General features: G+C 36.1%; 19 protein-coding genes. 18 read left to right on the forward strand and 1 reads right to left on the reverse strand.

Annotation, left to right across the window (positions count from 1 at the left end; all coding sequences use genetic code 11):
• The first annotated feature begins 142 nt into the window (after positions 1–142).
• The 18 genes from LCM23_RS04990 (at position 143) to LCM23_RS05075 (ending at position 18,944) form a co-directional block, all read left to right on the forward strand.
• Complete coding sequence (locus LCM23_RS04990) at positions 143–2,323, forward strand: HD family phosphohydrolase (protein ID WP_224935944.1); 2,181 nt, start codon at positions 143–145, stop codon at positions 2,321–2,323.
• Positions 2,320–2,790 carry an rRNA maturation RNase YbeY gene (gene ybeY / locus LCM23_RS04995; RefSeq protein WP_224935945.1) on the forward strand — a complete coding sequence of 157 codons (471 nt, stop codon included), beginning with the start codon at positions 2,320–2,322 and terminating at the stop codon, positions 2,788–2,790. Before LCM23_RS04990 ends, ybeY begins: the two co-directional genes overlap by 4 nt.
• The gene (locus LCM23_RS05000) at positions 2,768–3,151 is read left to right on the forward strand and encodes a diacylglycerol kinase family protein (RefSeq protein WP_224935946.1); all 384 of its coding nucleotides are present in this window, start codon (positions 2,768–2,770) and stop codon (positions 3,149–3,151) included. Before ybeY ends, LCM23_RS05000 begins: the two co-directional genes overlap by 23 nt.
• A 328-nt stretch (positions 3,152–3,479) precedes the next feature.
• Positions 3,480–3,878 carry a cytidine deaminase gene (locus LCM23_RS05005; RefSeq protein WP_224935947.1) on the forward strand — a complete coding sequence of 133 codons (399 nt, stop codon included), beginning with the start codon at positions 3,480–3,482 and terminating at the stop codon, positions 3,876–3,878.
• Entirely contained in the window at positions 3,871–4,782 is a 912-nt protein-coding gene (era, locus tag LCM23_RS05010; protein ID WP_095372528.1) for a GTPase Era, read from the forward strand. Before LCM23_RS05005 ends, era begins: the two co-directional genes overlap by 8 nt.
• A 147-nt stretch (positions 4,783–4,929) precedes the next feature.
• On the forward strand, positions 4,930–5,073 hold the full coding sequence (locus tag LCM23_RS05015; protein ID WP_095372529.1) for a YqzL family protein: 144 nt from the start codon (positions 4,930–4,932) through the stop codon (positions 5,071–5,073).
• Positions 5,074–5,102: 29 nt separating this feature from the next.
• On the forward strand, positions 5,103–5,858 hold the full coding sequence (gene recO / locus LCM23_RS05020; protein WP_095372530.1) for a DNA repair protein RecO: 756 nt from the start codon (positions 5,103–5,105) through the stop codon (positions 5,856–5,858).
• Between the two features lie 372 nt (positions 5,859–6,230).
• Positions 6,231–7,121 (forward strand): glycine--tRNA ligase subunit alpha, encoded by an 891-nt coding sequence (glyQ, locus tag LCM23_RS05025; RefSeq protein ID WP_224935948.1) that lies wholly within the window; start codon positions 6,231–6,233, stop codon positions 7,119–7,121.
• Positions 7,114–9,186, forward strand: coding sequence for a glycine--tRNA ligase subunit beta (gene glyS / locus LCM23_RS05030; RefSeq protein ID WP_224935949.1), 2,073 nt, complete (start codon positions 7,114–7,116; stop codon positions 9,184–9,186). The genes glyQ and glyS overlap by 8 nt, the downstream gene beginning before the upstream one ends.
• Positions 9,187–9,402: 216 nt before the next feature.
• The gene (locus LCM23_RS05035; protein WP_263624130.1) at positions 9,403–10,023 is read left to right on the forward strand and encodes a helix-turn-helix transcriptional regulator; all 621 of its coding nucleotides are present in this window, start codon (positions 9,403–9,405) and stop codon (positions 10,021–10,023) included.
• A gap of 33 nt (positions 10,024–10,056) precedes the next feature.
• Positions 10,057–10,875 (forward strand): pyruvate, water dikinase regulatory protein, encoded by an 819-nt coding sequence (locus tag LCM23_RS05040; RefSeq protein WP_095372534.1) that lies wholly within the window; start codon positions 10,057–10,059, stop codon positions 10,873–10,875.
• A 314-nt stretch (positions 10,876–11,189) separates the two neighbouring features.
• Entirely contained in the window at positions 11,190–11,654 is a 465-nt protein-coding gene (locus LCM23_RS05045) for a YaiI/YqxD family protein (RefSeq protein ID WP_224936200.1), read from the forward strand.
• A gap of 44 nt (positions 11,655–11,698) precedes the next feature.
• A complete protein-coding gene (gene dnaG, locus LCM23_RS05050) occupies positions 11,699–13,519 on the forward strand; it encodes a DNA primase (RefSeq protein ID WP_224935950.1) in 1,821 nt (606 codons plus the stop codon).
• A 122-nt stretch (positions 13,520–13,641) separates the two neighbouring features.
• Positions 13,642–14,769, forward strand: a complete 1,128-nt coding sequence (gene rpoD, locus LCM23_RS05055; RefSeq protein WP_095372537.1) for an RNA polymerase sigma factor RpoD — start codon at positions 13,642–13,644, stop codon at positions 14,767–14,769.
• Between the two features lie 419 nt (positions 14,770–15,188).
• Positions 15,189–16,328 carry an acyl-CoA dehydrogenase family protein gene (locus LCM23_RS05060; RefSeq protein ID WP_095372538.1) on the forward strand — a complete coding sequence of 380 codons (1,140 nt, stop codon included), beginning with the start codon at positions 15,189–15,191 and terminating at the stop codon, positions 16,326–16,328.
• Between the two features lie 364 nt (positions 16,329–16,692).
• Positions 16,693–17,046: a cytochrome c550 gene (cccA, locus tag LCM23_RS05065; RefSeq protein ID WP_095372539.1), complete on the forward strand. Its 354-nt coding sequence runs from the start codon at positions 16,693–16,695 to the stop codon at positions 17,044–17,046.
• Positions 17,047–17,127: 81 nt separating this feature from the next.
• On the forward strand, positions 17,128–17,832 hold the full coding sequence (locus LCM23_RS05070) for a tRNA (adenine(22)-N(1))-methyltransferase (RefSeq protein ID WP_224935951.1): 705 nt from the start codon (positions 17,128–17,130) through the stop codon (positions 17,830–17,832).
• Positions 17,829–18,944 (forward strand): Nif3-like dinuclear metal center hexameric protein, encoded by a 1,116-nt coding sequence (locus LCM23_RS05075; protein WP_224935952.1) that lies wholly within the window; start codon positions 17,829–17,831, stop codon positions 18,942–18,944. The genes LCM23_RS05070 and LCM23_RS05075 overlap by 4 nt, the downstream gene beginning before the upstream one ends.
• A 44-nt stretch (positions 18,945–18,988) precedes the next feature.
• Here the strand turns inward: LCM23_RS05075 and LCM23_RS05080 are convergent, their stop codons facing one another.
• On the reverse strand, positions 18,989–19,945 hold the full coding sequence (locus LCM23_RS05080) for a 4-hydroxy-3-methylbut-2-enyl diphosphate reductase (protein ID WP_224935953.1): 957 nt from the start codon (positions 19,943–19,945) through the stop codon (positions 18,989–18,991).
• Positions 19,946–20,029 lie beyond the last annotated feature (84 nt).

A 20,029-nucleotide genomic window follows, 5' to 3' on the forward strand; every position in this document is an offset into this window, starting at 1 on the left:
ATGAATAGGGTAAGATAAGGATGATTACCTATTGTCATCAATTAAAAATATTAGTGTAATTTTGAAAAAAAACTGTTATGATTTTACATAATTAAGGAAGAAAAGAATTCCTCAGAGATACTTAGGATTGGAGGTCTCGTTAATGGATAAACTCCAGCACTACATACATAAAATTAGAAATTTATTAAAAATGACATTTGTGAGGGTTTTGCTCTTTGTTCTACTTGGAATCATTATGTACGCAACAATGTTTTCAAATGTACGCCCAGAGAAATTGGAATTAAGTCTTTTTTCTGTAGCAGAGCAAACGATTCGTTCACCGGTTACGATTGAAGATAAAGAAAGTACCGAAAAGAAAAAGAAAGAAGCTGAAAACCAGGTTGAGGACGTTTATGTCGTAAAAAAAGAAATTGCACAAAACCGAGTGGATCTCATAACATCAATTTTTGATACCGTTTCTGAAGTAAATGAAGAAGCGGCGGAGGAAAACGAGCAAGCTTCAGAAAAGGCGAAAGAAAGCGAAAAGGATGAAAAACCAAAGCTTGTTAGTCTTGATGAGAAACTTGAGCGCACAAAATCACAATTAACAGAAGAAGTAACGAAGGAAATCTCAGATAGCGTATTGAGGACGCTATTAGAAGCCAGCCCGAATCACTTATCAATTGCAAAAGATGTCACAATTACTGAGATTAATCACGTTATGCAACAAAGGATCCCTGCTGATGGGGTAGAGAACGCTAAAAAACGTGTGCAAGATCAAATTAGCTTAACATCGCTCAACAATACTTTAAAAACTGCGATGGTGGAGCTTGGTAGGTATGCTATTTACCAGAATGAGTTTTACGCTCCGGAGGAAACGCAAGAGAAACGACAAACAGCTGTTGAATCCGTTGAACCAGTCAAAATATTACAAGGGCAAATACTGGTTGAGCAAAATCAACTCATAAGTAGGGAAGTCTATCGTCAACTTGAACTAGTAGGCATGTTAGATAATGAGAATTCCATCCAACCATTTATTGGACTAGCGCTAGTTGTTCTCATCATTCTAGCAGCCACATATTATTATTTTTATGAGCTCGATAAGCCACAAGAAGTGAAGCAAAATTTCTTATTAGTCTATAGCATTGTTTTCATTATTTCCTTACTACTAATGAAGGGGATTAGCTATATACAGGCATTTGAGTATTCTGATATACTCTATATATTTCCTGCTGCAATGGGTTCGATGTTGATTAAAATACTTATTAGCGAAAAACTTGCCCTTTATTATTCAGTAATTATTGCTATTTGTGGCTCCCTTATCTTTAATGGGTCTATTACTGGAAGTTTTCATGTGACTGCTGCCATTTATATCACTTGCAGTGGCATAGCGGGCGTATTATTTTTAAGTAAACAAAACCAGCGATCAAAAATTTTACAAGCTGGCCTACTGGTTTCCGTCGTTAATATTTTAGTGATTTTAGCACTGCTATTGCTAAGAAATGGTCAAATGGATCTTGTAGAGTACAGTTTTTATATGGTTTCTGGATTTATATCAGCCATTTCCGCAGCTGTTTTAACAATTGGGTTCTTGCCATTTTTTGAGGCAGGTTTCGGTATTCTTTCTGCCATGAAGCTAATAGAGCTATCGAGCCCTAATCATCCGCTCTTAAGAAAGATTTTAACAGAGGCGCCTGGAACATATCACCATAGTGTAATGGTTGCAAATCTGTCAGACTCTGCCTGTGAAGCTATTGGTGCCAATGGACTTCTAGCGAGAGTTGGTTGCTATTATCACGACATAGGGAAGACAAAAAGGCCACAATTCTTTATCGAAAACCAAATAAACATAGACAACCCACATGATAAGCTGCCACCATTGACGAGTAAAAATATTATTATTGCACATGCGCAAGATGGTGCTGATTTGTTAAGAAAGCATAAAATGCCAAAAGAAATTATTGACATTGCTGAACAACATCATGGCACGACTTTACTTAAATTCTTTTACTACAAAGCAAAAGAAAGTGGAGTTGAAGTGAAAGAGGAGGATTTCCGCTATCCTGGACCAAAGGCACAAACGAAGGAATCGGCTGTGATCGGTATAGCTGATAGCGTTGAGGCAGCTGTGCGCTCTATGTCTCATCCTACTCCAGAACAAATTGATGGTCTTATTCGTAAAATCATTGCTGACCGACTACAAGATGGGCAGTTAAACGAATGTGATTTAACATTAAAAGAGTTAGAGGTTGTAGCAAAATCATTTAATGAAACATTGAATGGTATTTTCCATTCACGAATTGAATATCCAGAAATGACGAATCAGAAGGTGACACAAGCATGACATTACACATTGACTTTATTGATGAAACAGAAGGTCTTACAGAGACGCAAACAAAAGAGATTGAAAACCTTCTACAATTTGCAGCTGTAAAAGAAGTGGTTGAAGAAGATACGGAGATTTCTATTACGTTTGTTGAAAATGAACGCATACAAGAAATCAATCGTGAATATAGAAATAAAGACAAGGCCACAGATGTGATTTCATTTGCGATGGAAGAAATGGGGGAAGGGGAAATCCCTCTTATCGGAGAAGGTTTGCCTCGCGTGTTAGGCGATATTATCATCTCTATTCCTAAAGCAGTGGAACAAGCAGAAGAGTATGGACATAGTTTTATGAGAGAATTAGGATTTTTATCTGTACATGGTTTCCTACATTTACTTGGATATGACCATGAAACAACCGAGGAGGAGAAAATAATGTTTACTCGGCAAAAGGAAATTTTAGATGAATTCGGATTACAGAGATAAAAATTCACGTAAAAAACAATCATTAATCTCATCATTTTATTTTGCATTTATCGGGGTCATTACCGCTTTAAAAGCGGAACGAAACTTGAAAATCCACTTTGTGATGACAGTACTAGTCATATTTTTCGGTATTATTTTTGAATTGACTAAAACAGAATGGCTGTTGATAAGTTTTGCAATAGCTGGAATGATTGCCCTTGAGTTAATGAATACAGCAATAGAGCGTGTCGTTGATCTTGTGACTACAGAGCAGCACCCTCTAGCGAAGCAAGCAAAAGATATTGCAGCTGGGGCAGTTCTTATTTATGCTGTTTTAACCGTGATCATTGGTCTTTCTATTTTTTTACCAAAGATCCTTTAAGTGTATAGCCGCAATATGCGGTTATATGCTTTTTTTACGTTTTAAAACCATTTGCTTAATTTTTTTAAAATAAGTACAAGATAGTATAAAAAAAGTTGGATTCATGGGAAAATAAATTTTCATTTCTTGATTTGTGAAATGAAGATAAAACCGTTTGTATAGTACGCATGATTAAGCTAAAATGACAGAGCAGAAGAAATTTATTAAATGGGCTTATTTACTGAAAATTCAATTATTTTATTACAAAATGACAACAACCCATGATTTTACAAAAAAAATAGTGTAAAATAAAAGAAGGCAATCGGCCATTTCAGAAAGGAAGAAACAATTGAACATTGATAAACTAATCGAAGAAGCGAAAATAGCAAGGGACCGGGCATATGTACCGTATTCAAAATTTAAAGTTGGTGCTGCACTTTTGGCAGTAGATGGTACAGTTTTCCACGGATGTAATATAGAGAATGCCGCATATAGTATGTGTAATTGTGCCGAAAGAACGGCGCTTTTTAAAGCATATTCTGATGGCGTAACAGAATTTAAAATGTTAGCAGTTGTTGCAGATACTGACAGACCAGTATCACCATGTGGGGCGTGCAGGCAGGTAATCTCTGAATTATGTTCAAAAGAGATGCCGGTGGTTCTAACAAACTTAAACGGAGATACACAACAATTAACAGTAGAGCAACTATTACCAGGAGCTTTTTCATCGGAGGATTTACATGAATAATCAACAAGGACATCAATCAGGGTTTATTTCCATTATCGGCAGACCAAATGTAGGAAAGTCTACACTACTTAACCGTGTCATTGGACAAAAAATTGCGATTATGAGTGATAAACCACAAACAACAAGAAACAAAGTACAAGGTGTGCTCACAACAAATGATGCACAGTATATTTTTATCGATACACCAGGAATTCATAAGCCTAAGCATAAATTAGGTGACTTTATGATGAAAGTTGCACAAAATACGCTAAAAGAAGTCGATGCCATTATATTTATGGTGAATGCTGAAGAAGGGTTTGGCAGAGGGGAAGAATTCATTATAGAAAAGTTCCAATCAGTCAAAACACCTGTTTTTCTTGTCATCAATAAAATTGACAAAATTCACCCAGATGCATTATTGTCTGTCATTGAATCTTATAAGGAGAAATATAACTTCTGTGAAATTGTGCCGATATCCGCTTTAGAAGGGAATAATGTTGATCGCCTTCTAGAGCAGCTTAAGGAATATTTACCAGAGGGGCCACAATACTATCCTGCTGATCAAGTAACAGATCATCCGGAGAGGTTTATTATTTCCGAATTGATACGAGAAAAGGCTTTACATTTAACCCGAGAAGAGATTCCTCACTCATTAGCGGTTGTGATTGATAAGATTGAGCGGCAAGATAAGAAGGATATCATTCATGTCATGGCTACGATTATTGTTGAAAGAGATTCTCAAAAGGGTATTGTTATTGGTAAACAAGGGAAAATGCTCAAAGAGGTCGGACAACGAGCAAGAGTAGATATAGAAAATCTCATGGGAAGTAAGGTTTTCCTCGAATTATGGGTGAAAGTTCAAAAAGATTGGCGTAACAAAATGACCCAGTTAAGAGACTTTGGATTTAGGGAAGATGAATATTAAACCTGTCAACATAGGTTATTGGTGAAATCAAAGAATTATGCATCCATTTAATTAACAATTTTTTCGTCTTATGATTTTCAGAAGACAGGCTATGATAAGAGTATAGATTTAATTGCTAGTAAAAACACAATAAAGGTGGGGTTATCTATGAAAGATTTTACCTGGAAAGTGTTTTCCCAAACAGGTAATATTGACACATATCTTCTTTTTAAAGAAATTGAAAAAGATTACCATGATATACCCGTAGAACAAGATGAAGAACTAGCAGAATTTGATTTTCCGATTTCATAGGTTGTCATCGTATAAGGATGGTGACATCGATGCTTGAAAAATGTGAAGGCATTGTCATTAGAACAGTCAATTATGGCGAAACAAATAAAATTGTCACACTCTTTACAAGAGAGTGGGGAAAGGTTGGTGTGATGGCACGCGGCGCAAAAAAGCCAAATAGTCGGCTTGCTGCTGTCACCCAGCCTTTTACTTATGGCACTTATTTAATACAAAGAAGCAGAGGGCTGGGGACCCTTCAACAAGGTGAAATTTCACTTTCAATGCGAAGTATAAAAGAAGATATTTTCCTTACAGCATATGTAAGTTACATAGTAGACTTACTGGATAAAGGAACGGAAGAGAAGAAGCCTAACCCTTATCTTTTCGAACTTGTATTTAGATGCATACAAGCAATTGATGAAGGATATGATGCTGAAATTCTTACACATATTTTCGAAATGAAAATGCTCGGCTTATTTGGCTTATATCCTGAGCTTAATCATTGTGCCGTCTGTCAACGGACGGAAGGAACATTTGCTTTTTCTATTAGCCAAAATGGCTTCATTTGTCATCATTGTTTGGATAAAGATCCCTATCATCTAAAGCTTTCTCCTGCTACGGTTAGATTACTTCGCATTTTTTATTACATGGACTTGTCAAGGCTTGGGAATATATCTGTAAAAGAACAAACCAAACTTGAATTGAAAAAAGTAATAGAAACATACTATGATGAGTATGCAGGTTTGCAATTAAAAACAAAAAGGTTTTTAAATCAAATGAACAATATGAAGGGTTTCATGCAATAATAAGTAAAAGTAAGCTATTGACTTTCGAAAGAAATTCAGCTATTATTTCATTAAATTATAGCTATGTTTAGCAATGAAGGAGAAAAGTACTTCACTCCCTCTATAAAAGCGACTCTAGGAGAGTGTGAGCTAGAGAATAGAAAGTGAACGAAGGGCGCTCTGGAGCAACAGGTGAAGTAAAAGAGGCTACGTAAAAGTAAGTAGCAAATAGGGTGGAACCGCGGGTTAACTCTCGTCCCTATGTCTTTATTAAAGGCATAGAGACGAGAGTTTTTTATGCTTTTAAAAGAATAAATACTTGTCGAAAAGCAAGTATTTATCTAATGTAGATACCGGTCTTTGGTGACTGAAAAGGAAAGAAAGAGGTGGCTTATGAATATTCAAAATATGATTTTAACGTTGCAAAAGCATTGGTCAGATCAAGGATGTATCTTGATGCAAGCTTATGATACTGAAAAAGGTGCAGGTACAATGAGCCCGTATACATTTTTAAGAGCGATTGGGCCTGAACCGTGGAATGTTGCTTATGTAGAGCCTTCTAGAAGACCAGCAGACGGCAGATATGGTGAAAATCCAAACCGTCTCTATCAGCATCATCAGTTCCAAGTAATAATGAAGCCTTCACCAGATAATATCCAAGAGCTTTATTTAGCTTCTTTAGAAGCATTAGGTATTGATCCGTTAAAGCATGATATCCGCTTTGTTGAAGATAATTGGGAAAACCCGTCTTTAGGCTGTGCTGGACTCGGTTGGGAAGTATGGCTTGATGGTATGGAAATTACGCAATTTACTTATTTTCAACAAGTCGGAGGATTAGAGTGTAAGCCTGTTTCTGTTGAGATTACATATGGTATTGAAAGGCTCGCCTCTTATATTCAAGATAAGGAAAATGTATTTGAATTAGAATGGACAGAAGGTTTTACTGTCAGAGATATTTTTGGACAACCCGAATATGAGCATTCAAAGTATACATTCGAAACTTCAGATGTTGATATGTTATTTAATCTCTTTAATATTTATGAAAAAGAAGCTCATCGCCAAATGGAGGTGGGACTCGTTCATCCTGCATATGATTATGTACTTAAGTGTTCGCACACATTCAACTTATTAGATGCAAGAGGAGCGATTTCTGTCACTGAGAGAACGGGATATATTGGTCGATGTCGTACACTTGCTCGAAAAATTGCTAAAACCTTTTATGAAGAACGTGAGAAATTAGGATTTCCGATGATACAAGAAAAGGAGGGGAAAGAAAATGAGTAAACAAGATCTCCTATTAGAAATTGGATTAGAAGAAATGCCAGCGCGTTTTGTAACAGATAGCATGAACCAATTATCGGATAAAGTAAAGGCTTGGTTAGTAGAAAAAGGTATTCAATTTTCAGGGATGAAATCATACTCTACGCCTAGAAGATTAGCTGTACTTGTAGAAGATGTTGAAGAAGCACAGGAAGATGTCCATGAAGAAGCAAAAGGCCCGGCGAAAAAAATTGCACTGAATGACCAAGGTGAGTGGACAAAAGCAGCGATTGGCTTTAGTAGAGGTCAAGGAGCGACACCTGATGATATTTTCTTTAAAGAAATCAAAGGTGTAGAATATGCACATGTTAAAACCTTTACTAAAGGACAAGAAACGCTGAAATTACTTCCTGAATTAAAAGAGCTCATTCTTTCTATGCATTTCCCAAAGAATATGAAATGGGCAGACAAAGAAATGCGCTTCATTAGACCAATTAAATGGCTAGTGGCAATGTACGGTGAAAAGGTGGTTCCTTTTGAAATAACAGATGTACAAACAGGTAATACATCTAGAGGGCATCGTTTCTTAGGAAAAGATGTTATTATTACGAATCCTAAATCATACGAAAAAGCTTTGCTTGCAGAATATGTGATTGTTGATGCTGTGGAAAGAAAAGAAGCCATTCATAAGCAAATCAATAAACTAGAAGAAGAACAAAATTGGCTCGTCCCAATTGATGAAGATTTACTTGAGGAAGTAAATAACTTAGTAGAGTATCCTACTGCTTTATTCGGCAGTTTTGAAGAGGAGTATTTATCATTACCAGAGGAAGTGCTTGTGACTTCGATGAAAGAACATCAGCGCTATTTTCCTGTTAAATCGAAAAGTGGAGACTTATTGCCTCAATTTATAACAGTGAGGAATGGTGGCCACGAGCATTTGGATAATGTCGCTCGAGGAAATGAAAAAGTGCTACGAGCAAGATTATCAGATGCAGCATTTTTCTATAATGAAGACCAAAAAACATCCATTGCAGCTTCTTTGAAAAAATTAGAAAAAATCGTTTATCATGAAGAAATTGGAACGATGTCTGAGAAAGTAGGTCGTGTACGAGCATTAACGAATCATCTCGCTCAATTATTAGCACTTTCATCAGAGGATAAAAAAGTAGCAGATAGGGCTGCAGAAATTTGTAAGTTTGACCTTGTGACACAAATGGTTTATGAATTTCCAGAACTTCAAGGTTTCATGGGTGAGAAATATGCCTTGCAAAAAGGAGAAGATACTGTAGTAGCTCAGGCTATTAATGAACATTATATGCCAAGAAACGCACATGATTCTACTGCAAAATCCGTCCCTGGGGCGATTTTATCTATTGCAGAAAAGTTAGATACGATTGTTTCTTGTTTTGCAATCGGGATTATTCCAAGTGGTTCACAAGACCCGTATGCGCTAAGAAGACAAGCGACTGGAATCGTCCAAACATTGTTGAATATGAATTGGGAGGTTTCGTTTGAGGAGTTAATTAATCAAGCTATCCACCTTACCGAAAATGCTGGCATTAATAAGCAAGAGAATGAGAAAATAAAAGAAGAGTTAATAGCCTTTTTCCGCTTAAGAATAAAGTATATATTACAAGAAAAAGCCATTCGCTATGATTTAATTGATGCTGTGTTAGGCAGCGCATTAACATCGGTCCCAGCGATTATTGAAAGGGCGCAAGTTCTTCATTCAAACAAAGATAATGACCGTTTCAAGGGTGAAATAGAAGCATTAAGTAGGGTCTTGAATATCGCTCAAAAAGCAGAAAGTATGGAAGCTGTTCAAATAGAGCTATTTGAGAATGAAGATGAGCATAAGCTATATAATAAATACATTGAAGTAAGAAATAACCTTGATGAAACAACAAATGCAGAGGATTACTTCAACTATCTTGTATCTTTAAAACCAGAAATTGATATGTATTTTGAACATACAATGGTAATGGCTGAAGATCCAAAAGTGAAAGCAAATCGTTTAAGCTTTATGGCCCATTTAGCAACGATGATACAATCGTTTGCACAAATGAATCATATACTTGTGAAATGATTTAAATGGAAAGAACCTTTAAATGCTGCCATATGGTTCTTTCCACCCTTTCTCATTTACTTCAACAAGCAAATTCTTTTCATTTCTGAGAAATAGTATATAATAATTATATAAAAGTATAACCTTATTGCTCGTTCATAATTTGCTTATTTGGGGAAACGTCTACATATGCATAGGTTTACTTAGAAGACGCTCCAACTCAAGGTGGTGAGATCAATGGAACTCAATAAACGGCAGGAAAAAATATTAGAAATAGTGAAAGAAAATGGTCCAATTACAGGAGAACATATCGCTGATCAATTACATTTAACAAGAGCTACGCTTCGTCCGGATTTAGCTATTTTAACGATGGCTGGCTATTTAGACGCAAGACCAAGAGTAGGATATTTCTATACAGGAAAAACAGGTGCTCAACTTTTAACTGAGAATATGAAAAAGTTATTTGTGAAGGATTATCAATCAATTCCAGTTGTTATTAGTGAAAATACTTCAGTTTATGATGCCATTGTCACAATGTTTTTAGAGGATGTTGGCACATTATTTGTTGTTGACAAGGACTCTTTACTAGTAGGTGTATTATCTAGAAAAGATTTGTTAAGAGCCAGTATCGGAAAGCAAGAGCTCGGTGCACTACCAGTAAATATCATTATGACGAGGATGCCAAATATCACAATGTGTAAGAAAGAAGACTTACTTATTGATGTAGCGCAACAACTCATTGATAAGCAAATTGATGGTATGCCCGTTGTGAAGGAAGCTGATAAAGGCTTTGAGGTTATTGGAAGAATAACAAAAACTAATTTAACAAAAGCATTTGTTGCACTAGCGGGTGAATAAGTAAAGCTCAAATAAGGAGTTGATTATGCTAGTATGGGTAATATGCCAATTATTTATGTAGTTTCTGATTCTGTTGGTGAAACGGCTGAGCTTGTCATAAAGGCGGCTGCAAGTCAGTTCAATAATGGGGATGTAAGAATTAAACGTTTTCCTTACGTCGAGGAACAAGCTCATATCGATGAAGTGGTCGCTTTAGCTAAACTCGACAAAGGATTCATTGCATATACGTTAGTGAAGCCACATATACGTAATTATATGCTTGAAACAGCTAAAAAAGAAAATATCTTCGCCTACGATATTATCGGACCGATCATGGATCAAATTCAAAATAATTATGGAAATGAACCATTGTATGAACCGGGTGTAGTGAGGAAATTAGATGATGATTACTTCAAGAAGATTGAAGCAATCGAATTTGCCGTTAAATATGATGATGGTAGAGACCCTAGGGGAATTTTAAAGGCTGATATCGTTTTAATAGGGGTCTCTCGGACATCGAAAACACCATTATCACAATATTTAGCTCATAAAAGGTTAAAAGTGGCCAACGTGCCGCTTGTACCAGAAGTCGACCCTCCTGAAGAGTTATTCCTCGTACCAAAAGAGAAGTGTTTTGGTTTGAAGATTAGCCCAGAAAAATTAAATCATATTAGAAGAGAAAGGCTTATTTCTTTAGGACTTAGTGATAGCGCAAGTTATGCAAATATAGAAAGAATTAAAGATGAGATTTCATATTTCGATCGCATTGTAAATCAGATAGGTTGTTCAGTGATTGATGTAACAAACAAAGCGGTTGAAGAAACAGCAAATCTTGTACTAGATCATTATCGTAAAAATCTTTTAAAGGATTAGCACATAATGTAATTGATTATGTGCCTTTTCTTTGTACATTCCAGATTAAATTGTATGCAATTGCCATTTTGCTGCATAAATAAGCTAGCGCTAGTAGAAGCATTCTATATAAAACTTATGTCTGGAAATTATCTGTTTTATATATTATAATAAAAAATCGTGATAAAAAATGATAAAATAGGTTTAGACTTGACTTTTAACGAATAAACTATTTATTGGGAGAAGTCAAGGGAATTATATAAAAAAAATTCGACAATCCTTCCATTATAAAGAAACTTCTTTATAAGGAGGAAATACTGGAGTGATGTAGAATTATAAGAACATCAGACGAACCAACCATCTTAGTTGATGCGGATGCCTGTCCGGTTAAGCAGGAAATTGTCGAATTGGCCAATATTCATTCGGTTGCTTACAAGTTCATTGCATCCTATGCACATATGAAAGCAGAGTATCGCTCAGATGAGTGGACATTCGTGGATTCCAGTAAAGAAGCTGTCGATTTATATATCCAAAATTACTCCAAACGAGGAGATGTGGTAATTACCCAGGATATAGGTCTTGCTTCTACACTTTTGTTAAATGGTGTTCATGTTTTATCGCCAAGGGGTAATGTTTATGAGGAAGGTCATATCCATACAGCATTAGATATGCGATACCTATCTGCAAAAGCACGGCGCCAAGGTGTTTATGGAAAAGGTCCTAAACCGTTTAAGGAAGAAGACCGACAGCGATTCAAGAAAGAACTGACAAAAATATTGTCGAAAATTGAAGGATTTTAGCTTTTTTTCTAGAATACTTCTTTATGTAGTGGGGAGTTGTCGTTATGGCAGAACGTATTCCTGAAGAAAAGATTGATCAAATTCGAAATTCAGTTGATATTGTTGATGTTATTGGAGATTATGTGAATTTAACAAAGCAAGGCCGAAATTATTTTGGACTTTGCCCTTTTCATGGAGAGAATACACCATCATTTTCCGTATCTCCTGATAAGCAAATTTACCATTGCTTTGGTTGTCATGCAGGAGGAAACGCTTTTTCATTTCTAATGGATTTAGAAGGTTTTTCCTTTCAAGAAGCTGTTGTTAACTTAGCAGAGAAAGCAAATATTCCTATTGATATTGACGTTTCTTCACATGACAAAAACGTGAAACAGTCACCTGAATTGCAACAAATGTATGATGCGCATGAATTATTATGTAAATTCTACCATCATTTACTAGTAAACACAAAGGATGGTCAAGAAGCGTTAGAATACCTATTAAAACGTGGATTTACAATGGAGTCAATTGAGAAGTATAAAATTGGCTACTCACTAAATTCATGGGACTTTGTCTGTAAATTTTTGCAGAAAAGAAAATTTCCCTTGGATCTCATGGAAAGAGCAGGTTTATTAATCAAAAGAGAGAGAGATGGTAACTTTTTTGATCGATTTCGCCATCGTATCATGTTTCCTATCCATAATGAAAAAGGGAATATTATTGCTTTTTCAGGAAGATCATTGGGGGAAGAAGACCCAAAATATTTAAATAGTCCTGAAACGGCCATTTTCAATAAGAGCAAAACGGTCTTTAATTTTAATCGAGCAAAGAAGCACATTAAAAAAGAGCAAAGAGCTGTTCTCTTTGAGGGATTTGCCGATGTCATTGCTGCTGATGCGGCTGGCGTCATTAATGGAATTGCTACGATGGGTACTTCGCTTACAGATGAACATGTACAATTAATTCGAAAAAGTACTGACCATGTGACGATCTGCTATGATGGGGATACAGCAGGAATTCAAGCAGCCAATCGAGCCTTAGATATGCTTCAATCAGTCGGTTGTAATGTGCGAATTGCTTGGCTTCCGGAAGAGCTTGACCCTGATGATTATATAAAGGAATATGGCGCAGAAAAGTTTAAAAATGAGGTCATTGAGGCTAGTCTTACTTATATGTCCTTTAAAATGAGATATTTAAGACTAGGAAAAAGGTTGAATGATGAAGGAGAACGGCTTCGTTATATAGAAGAAGTACTAACAGAAATCAGTCGTCTAACGAAAGCAGTAGAAAGAGATCATTATTTAAGACAAATTGCTAGCGAATTTTCGCTTTCATTAGATGCCTTACAACAGCAACAAAAACAAATATTTTATTCAATGCAAAAAAATACAAAAAATCAGCCACAGTCATTACCGCAAGAACCGTTTTTATTACAACAAAAGTCAAATAATGTATTACGGCCAGCTTTTCAAAATGCTGAGCGTATGTTGTTGGCTCATATGATGAATAATCACGATATTACATTGAAAGTTCAGGAAATGTTAAGTGGCAATGAATTTAATGTAGATGAGCACCAAGCGATTTATACTTATCTTCTTGCATATTATGAAAGTGGTCATGTGCCCAATACAAGTAACTTTATGCAATTTATAAAAGACAAAGAGTTGCGGCATATTGTAGCAGATATTGTGATGATGCCTGTCAATGAAGATTTTACTGAAAAGGAATTATCTGATTATATTAAGCATGTGTTAAATCATCAAAAGATGATTAAAATAAAAGAAAAAATTCATGATGAAAAAGAAGCAGAACGTCAAAAGGACTATGCCAAAGCGGCATTAATTGCGATGGAGATTCTACAATTAAGAAAATCATTAGAAAAGTGATTATCTCTCATCGTGTTAATTATATTATAGACTGCATAAGCAAAAGCAAATGATTACCATAATAACCATTTAAGTGTTATGCTGTCCCAGAGGTTTGTGATTTTTTGGAAGGAGGGGGACAAATGGCTGAAAAATCGGCCCGTTCGAAAGAGGTTGAAACAGAATTGACCCTAGAACAAGCAAAAGAGCAGATTTTAGAAACAGGAAAGAAGACAGGTGTTCTCGCCTATGATGATATAGCAGAAAGATTGTCTCATTATGAGTTGGATTCTCATCAAATGGATGAGTTCTATGAATTCCTTGGTGATCAAGGTGTGGAACTAGTTGGTGATAATGATGACGATGCAGATCCCAATGCGCAAGAATTAGCAAAAAATGAAGAGGAATTTGATTTAAATGATTTAAGCGTACCTCCTGGAGTAAAAATTAACGACCCTGTAAGAATGTATTTAAAGGAAATTGGTCGTGTCGACCTATTAACAGCAGAAGAAGAGATTTCACTTGCAAATAAAATTGAGCAAGGCGACGAAGAAGCGAAGCGTCGTTTAGCGGAGGCTAACCTACGTCTCGTTGTAAGTATTGCCAAGCGATATGTCGGTCGTGGCATGCTGTTTTTAGATTTGATCCAGGAAGGGAATATGGGTCTTATAAAAGCAGTAGAGAAATTTGACTATCGTAAAGGTTTTAAATTTAGTACTTATGCTACATGGTGGATACGTCAAGCAATTACAAGAGCAATAGCTGACCAAGCAAGAACCATTCGAATTCCGGTTCACATGGTTGAAACAATTAATAAGTTAATTCGTGTTCAACGCCAATTGCTACAAGATTTGGGCCGTGAACCTTCTCCAGAAGAAATTGCTGAAGACATGGATTTAACACCAGATAAAGTACGAGAAATTTTAAAAATTGCTCAAGAGCCAGTCTCATTAGAAACACCGATTGGTGAAGAGGATGATTCTCATCTTGGAGATTTCATAGAAGACCAAGACGCTACTTCTCCATCTGAGCATGCTGCCTACGAGCTGTTAAAAGAGCAGTTAGAAGATGTACTCGACACTTTAACAGACCGTGAAGAAAATGTACTTCGTCTTCGCTTTGGGCTAGATGATGGAAGAACAAGGACGCTAGAAGAGGTTGGAAAGGTCTTTGGCGTCACGAGAGAAAGGATTCGTCAAATTGAAGCGAAAGCCCTTCGAAAATTAAGACATCCTAGCAGAAGTAAAAGGCTGAAAGACTTTTTAGAATAGAATTCAACTCAAGATAGTTTACTCTTAATGAGTAAGCTATCTTTTTTTAGTGCAATATTCACTTCTAGTTGTGTGGATAATTCCTTTATTTGTATATGATACCATATATTAATAAATAAACAAATGTACGGTAATATCCATACTTATATTTACAATTTATTTTACTGAATAGTTAATTATATTGCAAATTACTTTTTGTAAAAAATTCTTAAATTATTTATTTTTTAGATAATTATTACTATATTGAAAAACAAAACAAAAGGTTTATAAAGCGGTTTTATTTAGTTCTAATGTTTTAAATTATTATTGAAACATAACTATGCACAATTTTAAATTTTTTAAATCTTGAGAATATTATAGAGGTGATTATATAATAGGAATTGAAAGCGTATTCAAAAGTCATAAGAAGGAGGATTTATATGAATTTTGACCTTACATCTGAACAAAAGATGATTTTTAAAACGATTAAAGAGTTCGCAATGGAAGAAGTGGAACCTGGTGCATTGGAAAGGGACCGAACGAAAGAATTTCCATTGGAAGTGTTCAAGAAATTATCAGACCTGGGTATGATGGGCTTGCCCTTTTCGGAAGAATATGGCGGTGGTGGAGCCGATACAATTAGTTTTGCAATTGTAACTGAAGAATTAAGTAAAGCATGCGCCTCAACAGGTATAACGTATTCTGCTCACATATCATTGGGCGGTGCACCTCTGTCATTATTTGGTACTGAAGAACAAAAACATAAGTATTTAACACCTATTTGTACCGGTGAGAGTCTTGGTGCATTTGGTTTAACTGAACCGAATGCTGGCTCCGATGCTGGTGGGACAAGAACAACAGCAGTAGAAGAGAACGGGGAATATATCATCAATGGGAATAAGTGCTATATCACGAATGCGAGTTATGCAAAACATTTAGCCTTAACAGCTATCACGAGTATGAATGGTACGGATAAAGAAATTAGTGCGATTATTGTTCCTACCGATGCGAACGGGTTCACTGTATTGGATAATTATGAGAAGATGGGACTCAATGCATCCAATACAACTGAATTGATATTAGAAGACGTGCGCGTGCCGACTGAGCACTTGCTCGGTAAAAAGGGTGATGGATTTAAGCAATTTTTAATCACTCTTGACGGAGGAAGAATTGGCATTGGTGCCATGGCAGTGGGCATTGCCCAAGCAGCATATGAGAAGGCACTAAAGTATGCTAAAGAACGTGAACAATTTAGTAGAAAGTTATCTCATTTTCAAGCTATACAATTCAAACTTGCCGATATGGCGATGAAAATTGAATTGGCGAGAAATATGGTTTATAAAGCAGCTTGGTTAAAAGATCAAGGAAAACCGTTTTCCAAAGAAGCGGCAATGTGTAAGTTATATGCATCTGAGATTTGTATGGAAATCGCTGATCAGGCCGTTCAAATTCATGGTGGTTATGGCTATATGAAAGAATATCATGTAGAAAGATATATGCGTGATGGTAAGTTAACAGAAATTGGAGAAGGAACTTCAGAAATACAACGTATGGTGATTGCCAGACAGATTGGTTGTTAATAGGAGTATATTTTTTGCATTAAAGGAAAATGCTATCTAAGAATGGTTAGAGAGGGTGGATTTTTAGAGACTTTAAGTGTATAAAATTACCCTCATTTATAATCAAAACTATTTTTTAGATAGTTTTTCTTTTTAAAAAATTCATGTTATACATAAAATATTTTTAAGGAATGAAAAGGGGTAAAATGGTAAAAAAATAAATGATAGGAAGTAAACTTTTTTGCCAGTTTATTAAAATAATTTTGAATTGCTGATAACAAATTCGTTTTAGGGCTTTTCCAATAGCGTTTTTTACAGTAAAATAGAGATTGTTTGTATATACTTACTTATATTGTGAAGTTCTTACATAAGGGAGGTTTAAACATTGAATCGTAATCCGTTAATACCGTTCGCTCTTATTGCTATCCTTGGGATTGGCGCAATGTTCCTTGTTTCATTTAAAGGATTAGGTGATCACAAAGAACTGACAAGTGAAGGGGACGAGGAAGCAACAGAAGAGGTAGCAGCGTCACCGGAGGAAATTTATCAACAATCTTGTATTGGCTGTCATGGTGACCAATATCAAGGTGGTGTAGGACCCGCACTAACGGGTGTTGGCGAGAGACTTTCAGAAGAAGAAATCGTTGATGTATTAACAAATGGTAAAGGTGCAATGCCAGGGGGACTTGTCTCTGGTAAAGAGCAAGAAATGGCTGAATGGTTAATGACATTGGAATAAACGAATAAGTCCTTTGCATATGCAAGGGACTTTTTTTATACTATAATCAGAACTTAATACATAGAAGTGGTGGAATAACGAATGAACACAAATCAATTATCTAATCGATTAAGAACAGTTGCTCAATATATACCAAAAGGTTCGAAAATAGCCGATATTGGCTCAGATCATGCTTACCTACCTTGTTATGCTGTTAAACAAGGGATTGCCGAAGAAGCGATTGCTGGTGAGGTTGTCGAAGGACCGTTTCAATCAGCGTTAGCACAAGTAAAAGCAGATAAATTAGAAGATAAAATCTCCGTGAGAAAAGGAAGCGGACTTTCTGTTTTAACGGACGATGAAGTAGATGTAATAACAATTGCAGGTATGGGCGGAACACTGATTGCGTCCATTTTGGAAGAAGGTTCTGATCGCTTAGGTGGGGTAAAACGATTAATTCTCCAGCCTAATATTAGTAGCATCTCTATCAGACTTTGGCTGCGTGAAAACGGATGGGCATTAATAAATGAAGAAATAATCGAAGAAGATGAAAAAATTTATGAGATCTTAATCGCTGAGAAAGGCGATATCAATCGAGGATACGGCGATTTAGAAGAAGGACTCTTGTTAGGGCCGTATTTATTACTTGAAAAATCGGCAGTTTTTATTAAAAAATGGAAACATGAACGAAAGAATTGGGAGAGAATAATTAGTCAAATCCAAGCAGCAAAATCATCAAATGAAAATAATGAAAAAATAGTTGCTTTACAGAAGAAAATAGCTATTGTTGGAGGGGTATTATCTTGAAGAAAGCAAATGGACATGAAATCATTCAGTTATTTGAACAGTTTTCACCAAAAGCCTACGCAATGGAAGGAGATCCTATTGGGTTACAAATCGGCAGCTTGAACCAAAAAGTAAGCAAAGTTATGGTTGCACTTGATGTGTTAGAGGAAGTGGTTGATGAAGCAATTGACCAAGGTGTTAACTTAATTATTGCACACCATCCACCGATTTTCCGTCCTTTAAAGAAATTAGACAGTGATACACCTGCAGGAAGAATCTATACAAAATTAATTAAGCATGATATAGCCGTTTATGCAGCTCATACGAATTTGGATGTTGCTAAGGGTGGCGTAAATGATCTATTAGCAACTGCGCTTCAGATAAAAAATACAGAAGTCCTTGTACCAACATATGAAATACCTTTAATGAAACTTGCTGTTTATGTACCTGTAGAGAACGAGGAAGCAGTCAAGCAAGCTTTAGGTAATGCTGGTGCAGGTGCATTAGGCGATTATAGTCATTGTAGTTTTTCAAGTGAAGGGAATGGACAATTTTTACCAAGTAAGGAAGCAAATCCGCATATTGGACAACCGGGTACACTTGAAAAGGTGAAAGAAAATAAAATTGAAGTAATATTCCCATCTAATATAGAGAAGAAAGTTATCAAAGCAATGCTTGCGGCTCATCCATATGAAGAGGTGGCCTATGACCTTTACCCTTTAGCTAATCAAGGAGAAGTTCTTGGACTCGGTAGAATAGGTGATATAAAGGAAATGACCTTAGCACAGTTTGCAGAGCATGTGAAGGCGGTGTTGGATGTGCCTAGCGTGCGTGTAGTGGGAGATTTACAATCAATTGTAAAAAAAGTAGCCGTTCTTGGTGGAGATGGCAATAAATATTATGCAAAAGCGAAGATGAAAGGTGCAGACGTTTACGTTACGGGAGATATGTATTATCATGTTGCACATGATGCGATGCAAGCTGGTTTAAATATTATTGACCCTGGTCATAATGTCGAAAAAGTGATGAAATCAGGTGTTGCAGAATATATGAAGAAAAAATGCGCTGAAAAAGGGTTAGAGGTGGAGTTTATTGCTTCTAAAGTACATACAGATCCTTTTACATTTGTATAATTGAAAATAGAAAAAGCCATCTCCATATGGAGATGGCTTTTTGCTTACTTTTGTACAGCTTTTGGCTTTTTTATTTTCGGAAGGATTTTAGATAATGGTACTTTCTTTTCTGTAAGCCAAGTTGATTCTTCTTTTGGATCATACTGTTCAATAAAAGAAATCACTTCTTTTGTAATTGGTGTTGGTGTAGAGGCACCGGCCGTTACTGCAACCGTTTGAGCATCCTTAATCCAATCTAAATTAAGCTCGGAAATATCGCCAATACGGTAGGCCTTCGTGCCAGCAATTTCTTCGGAAACTTGAGCAAGCCTGTTCGAGTTATTACTTTTCGGATCTCCAACAACGATAAGGACATCTGCAGCCCCTGCTTGCTCTGCAACCGCTTCTTGGCGTACTTGAGTAGCAAGACAAATTTCTTTATGAAATTCAGCTTGAGGATATTTCTCTTTGATTTCTTCCATGATATCGCCGACATCCCATTGGCTCATGGTTGTTTGATTTGTAACGAGAATTTTTTCATTTGTTAATGTTAACGCTTGAACATCGTCAATCGTTTCAACTAAGTGAACGATCTCAGGTGCAACCCCAACCGCTCCTTCAGGTTCAGGATGTCCCTTTTTACCAATATATATAATTTGATAATTTTCGTCTTTCTTCTGACGAATTAAATCATGCGTGCTACTCACATCCGGGCAGGTGGCATCTAAGGTAACTAACCCTTTTTCTTTAGCTCTTTCTCGAATTTTAGGTGATACACCATGTGCGGTAAAGATAACCGTACCGCTTTGGACTTGGTCTAAAATATCATCACGGTTTTTCCCATCTAAAGTAATAATGCCTTCTTCTTCAAATGCATCAGTCACGTGTTTGTTATGGACAATCATGCCAAGGATATAAATTGGCCTCGGTAAGGTTTTATCGAGTGATGCGTTTTTAGCAATCACCATTGCGTCTACTACACCATAGCAGTAGCCCCTTGGTGATATTTTGATGACGTTCATTGAATATCCTCCCTATATCTGAAACATATATTTTGAATTATATAATTGTAAATAAAACATTGGATGAATGAAATTACTCATCTC

This window comes from Cytobacillus kochii, from assembly GCF_020171845.1.
GTDB lineage: Bacteria > Bacillota > Bacilli > Bacillales > Cytobacillaceae > Cytobacillus > Cytobacillus kochii.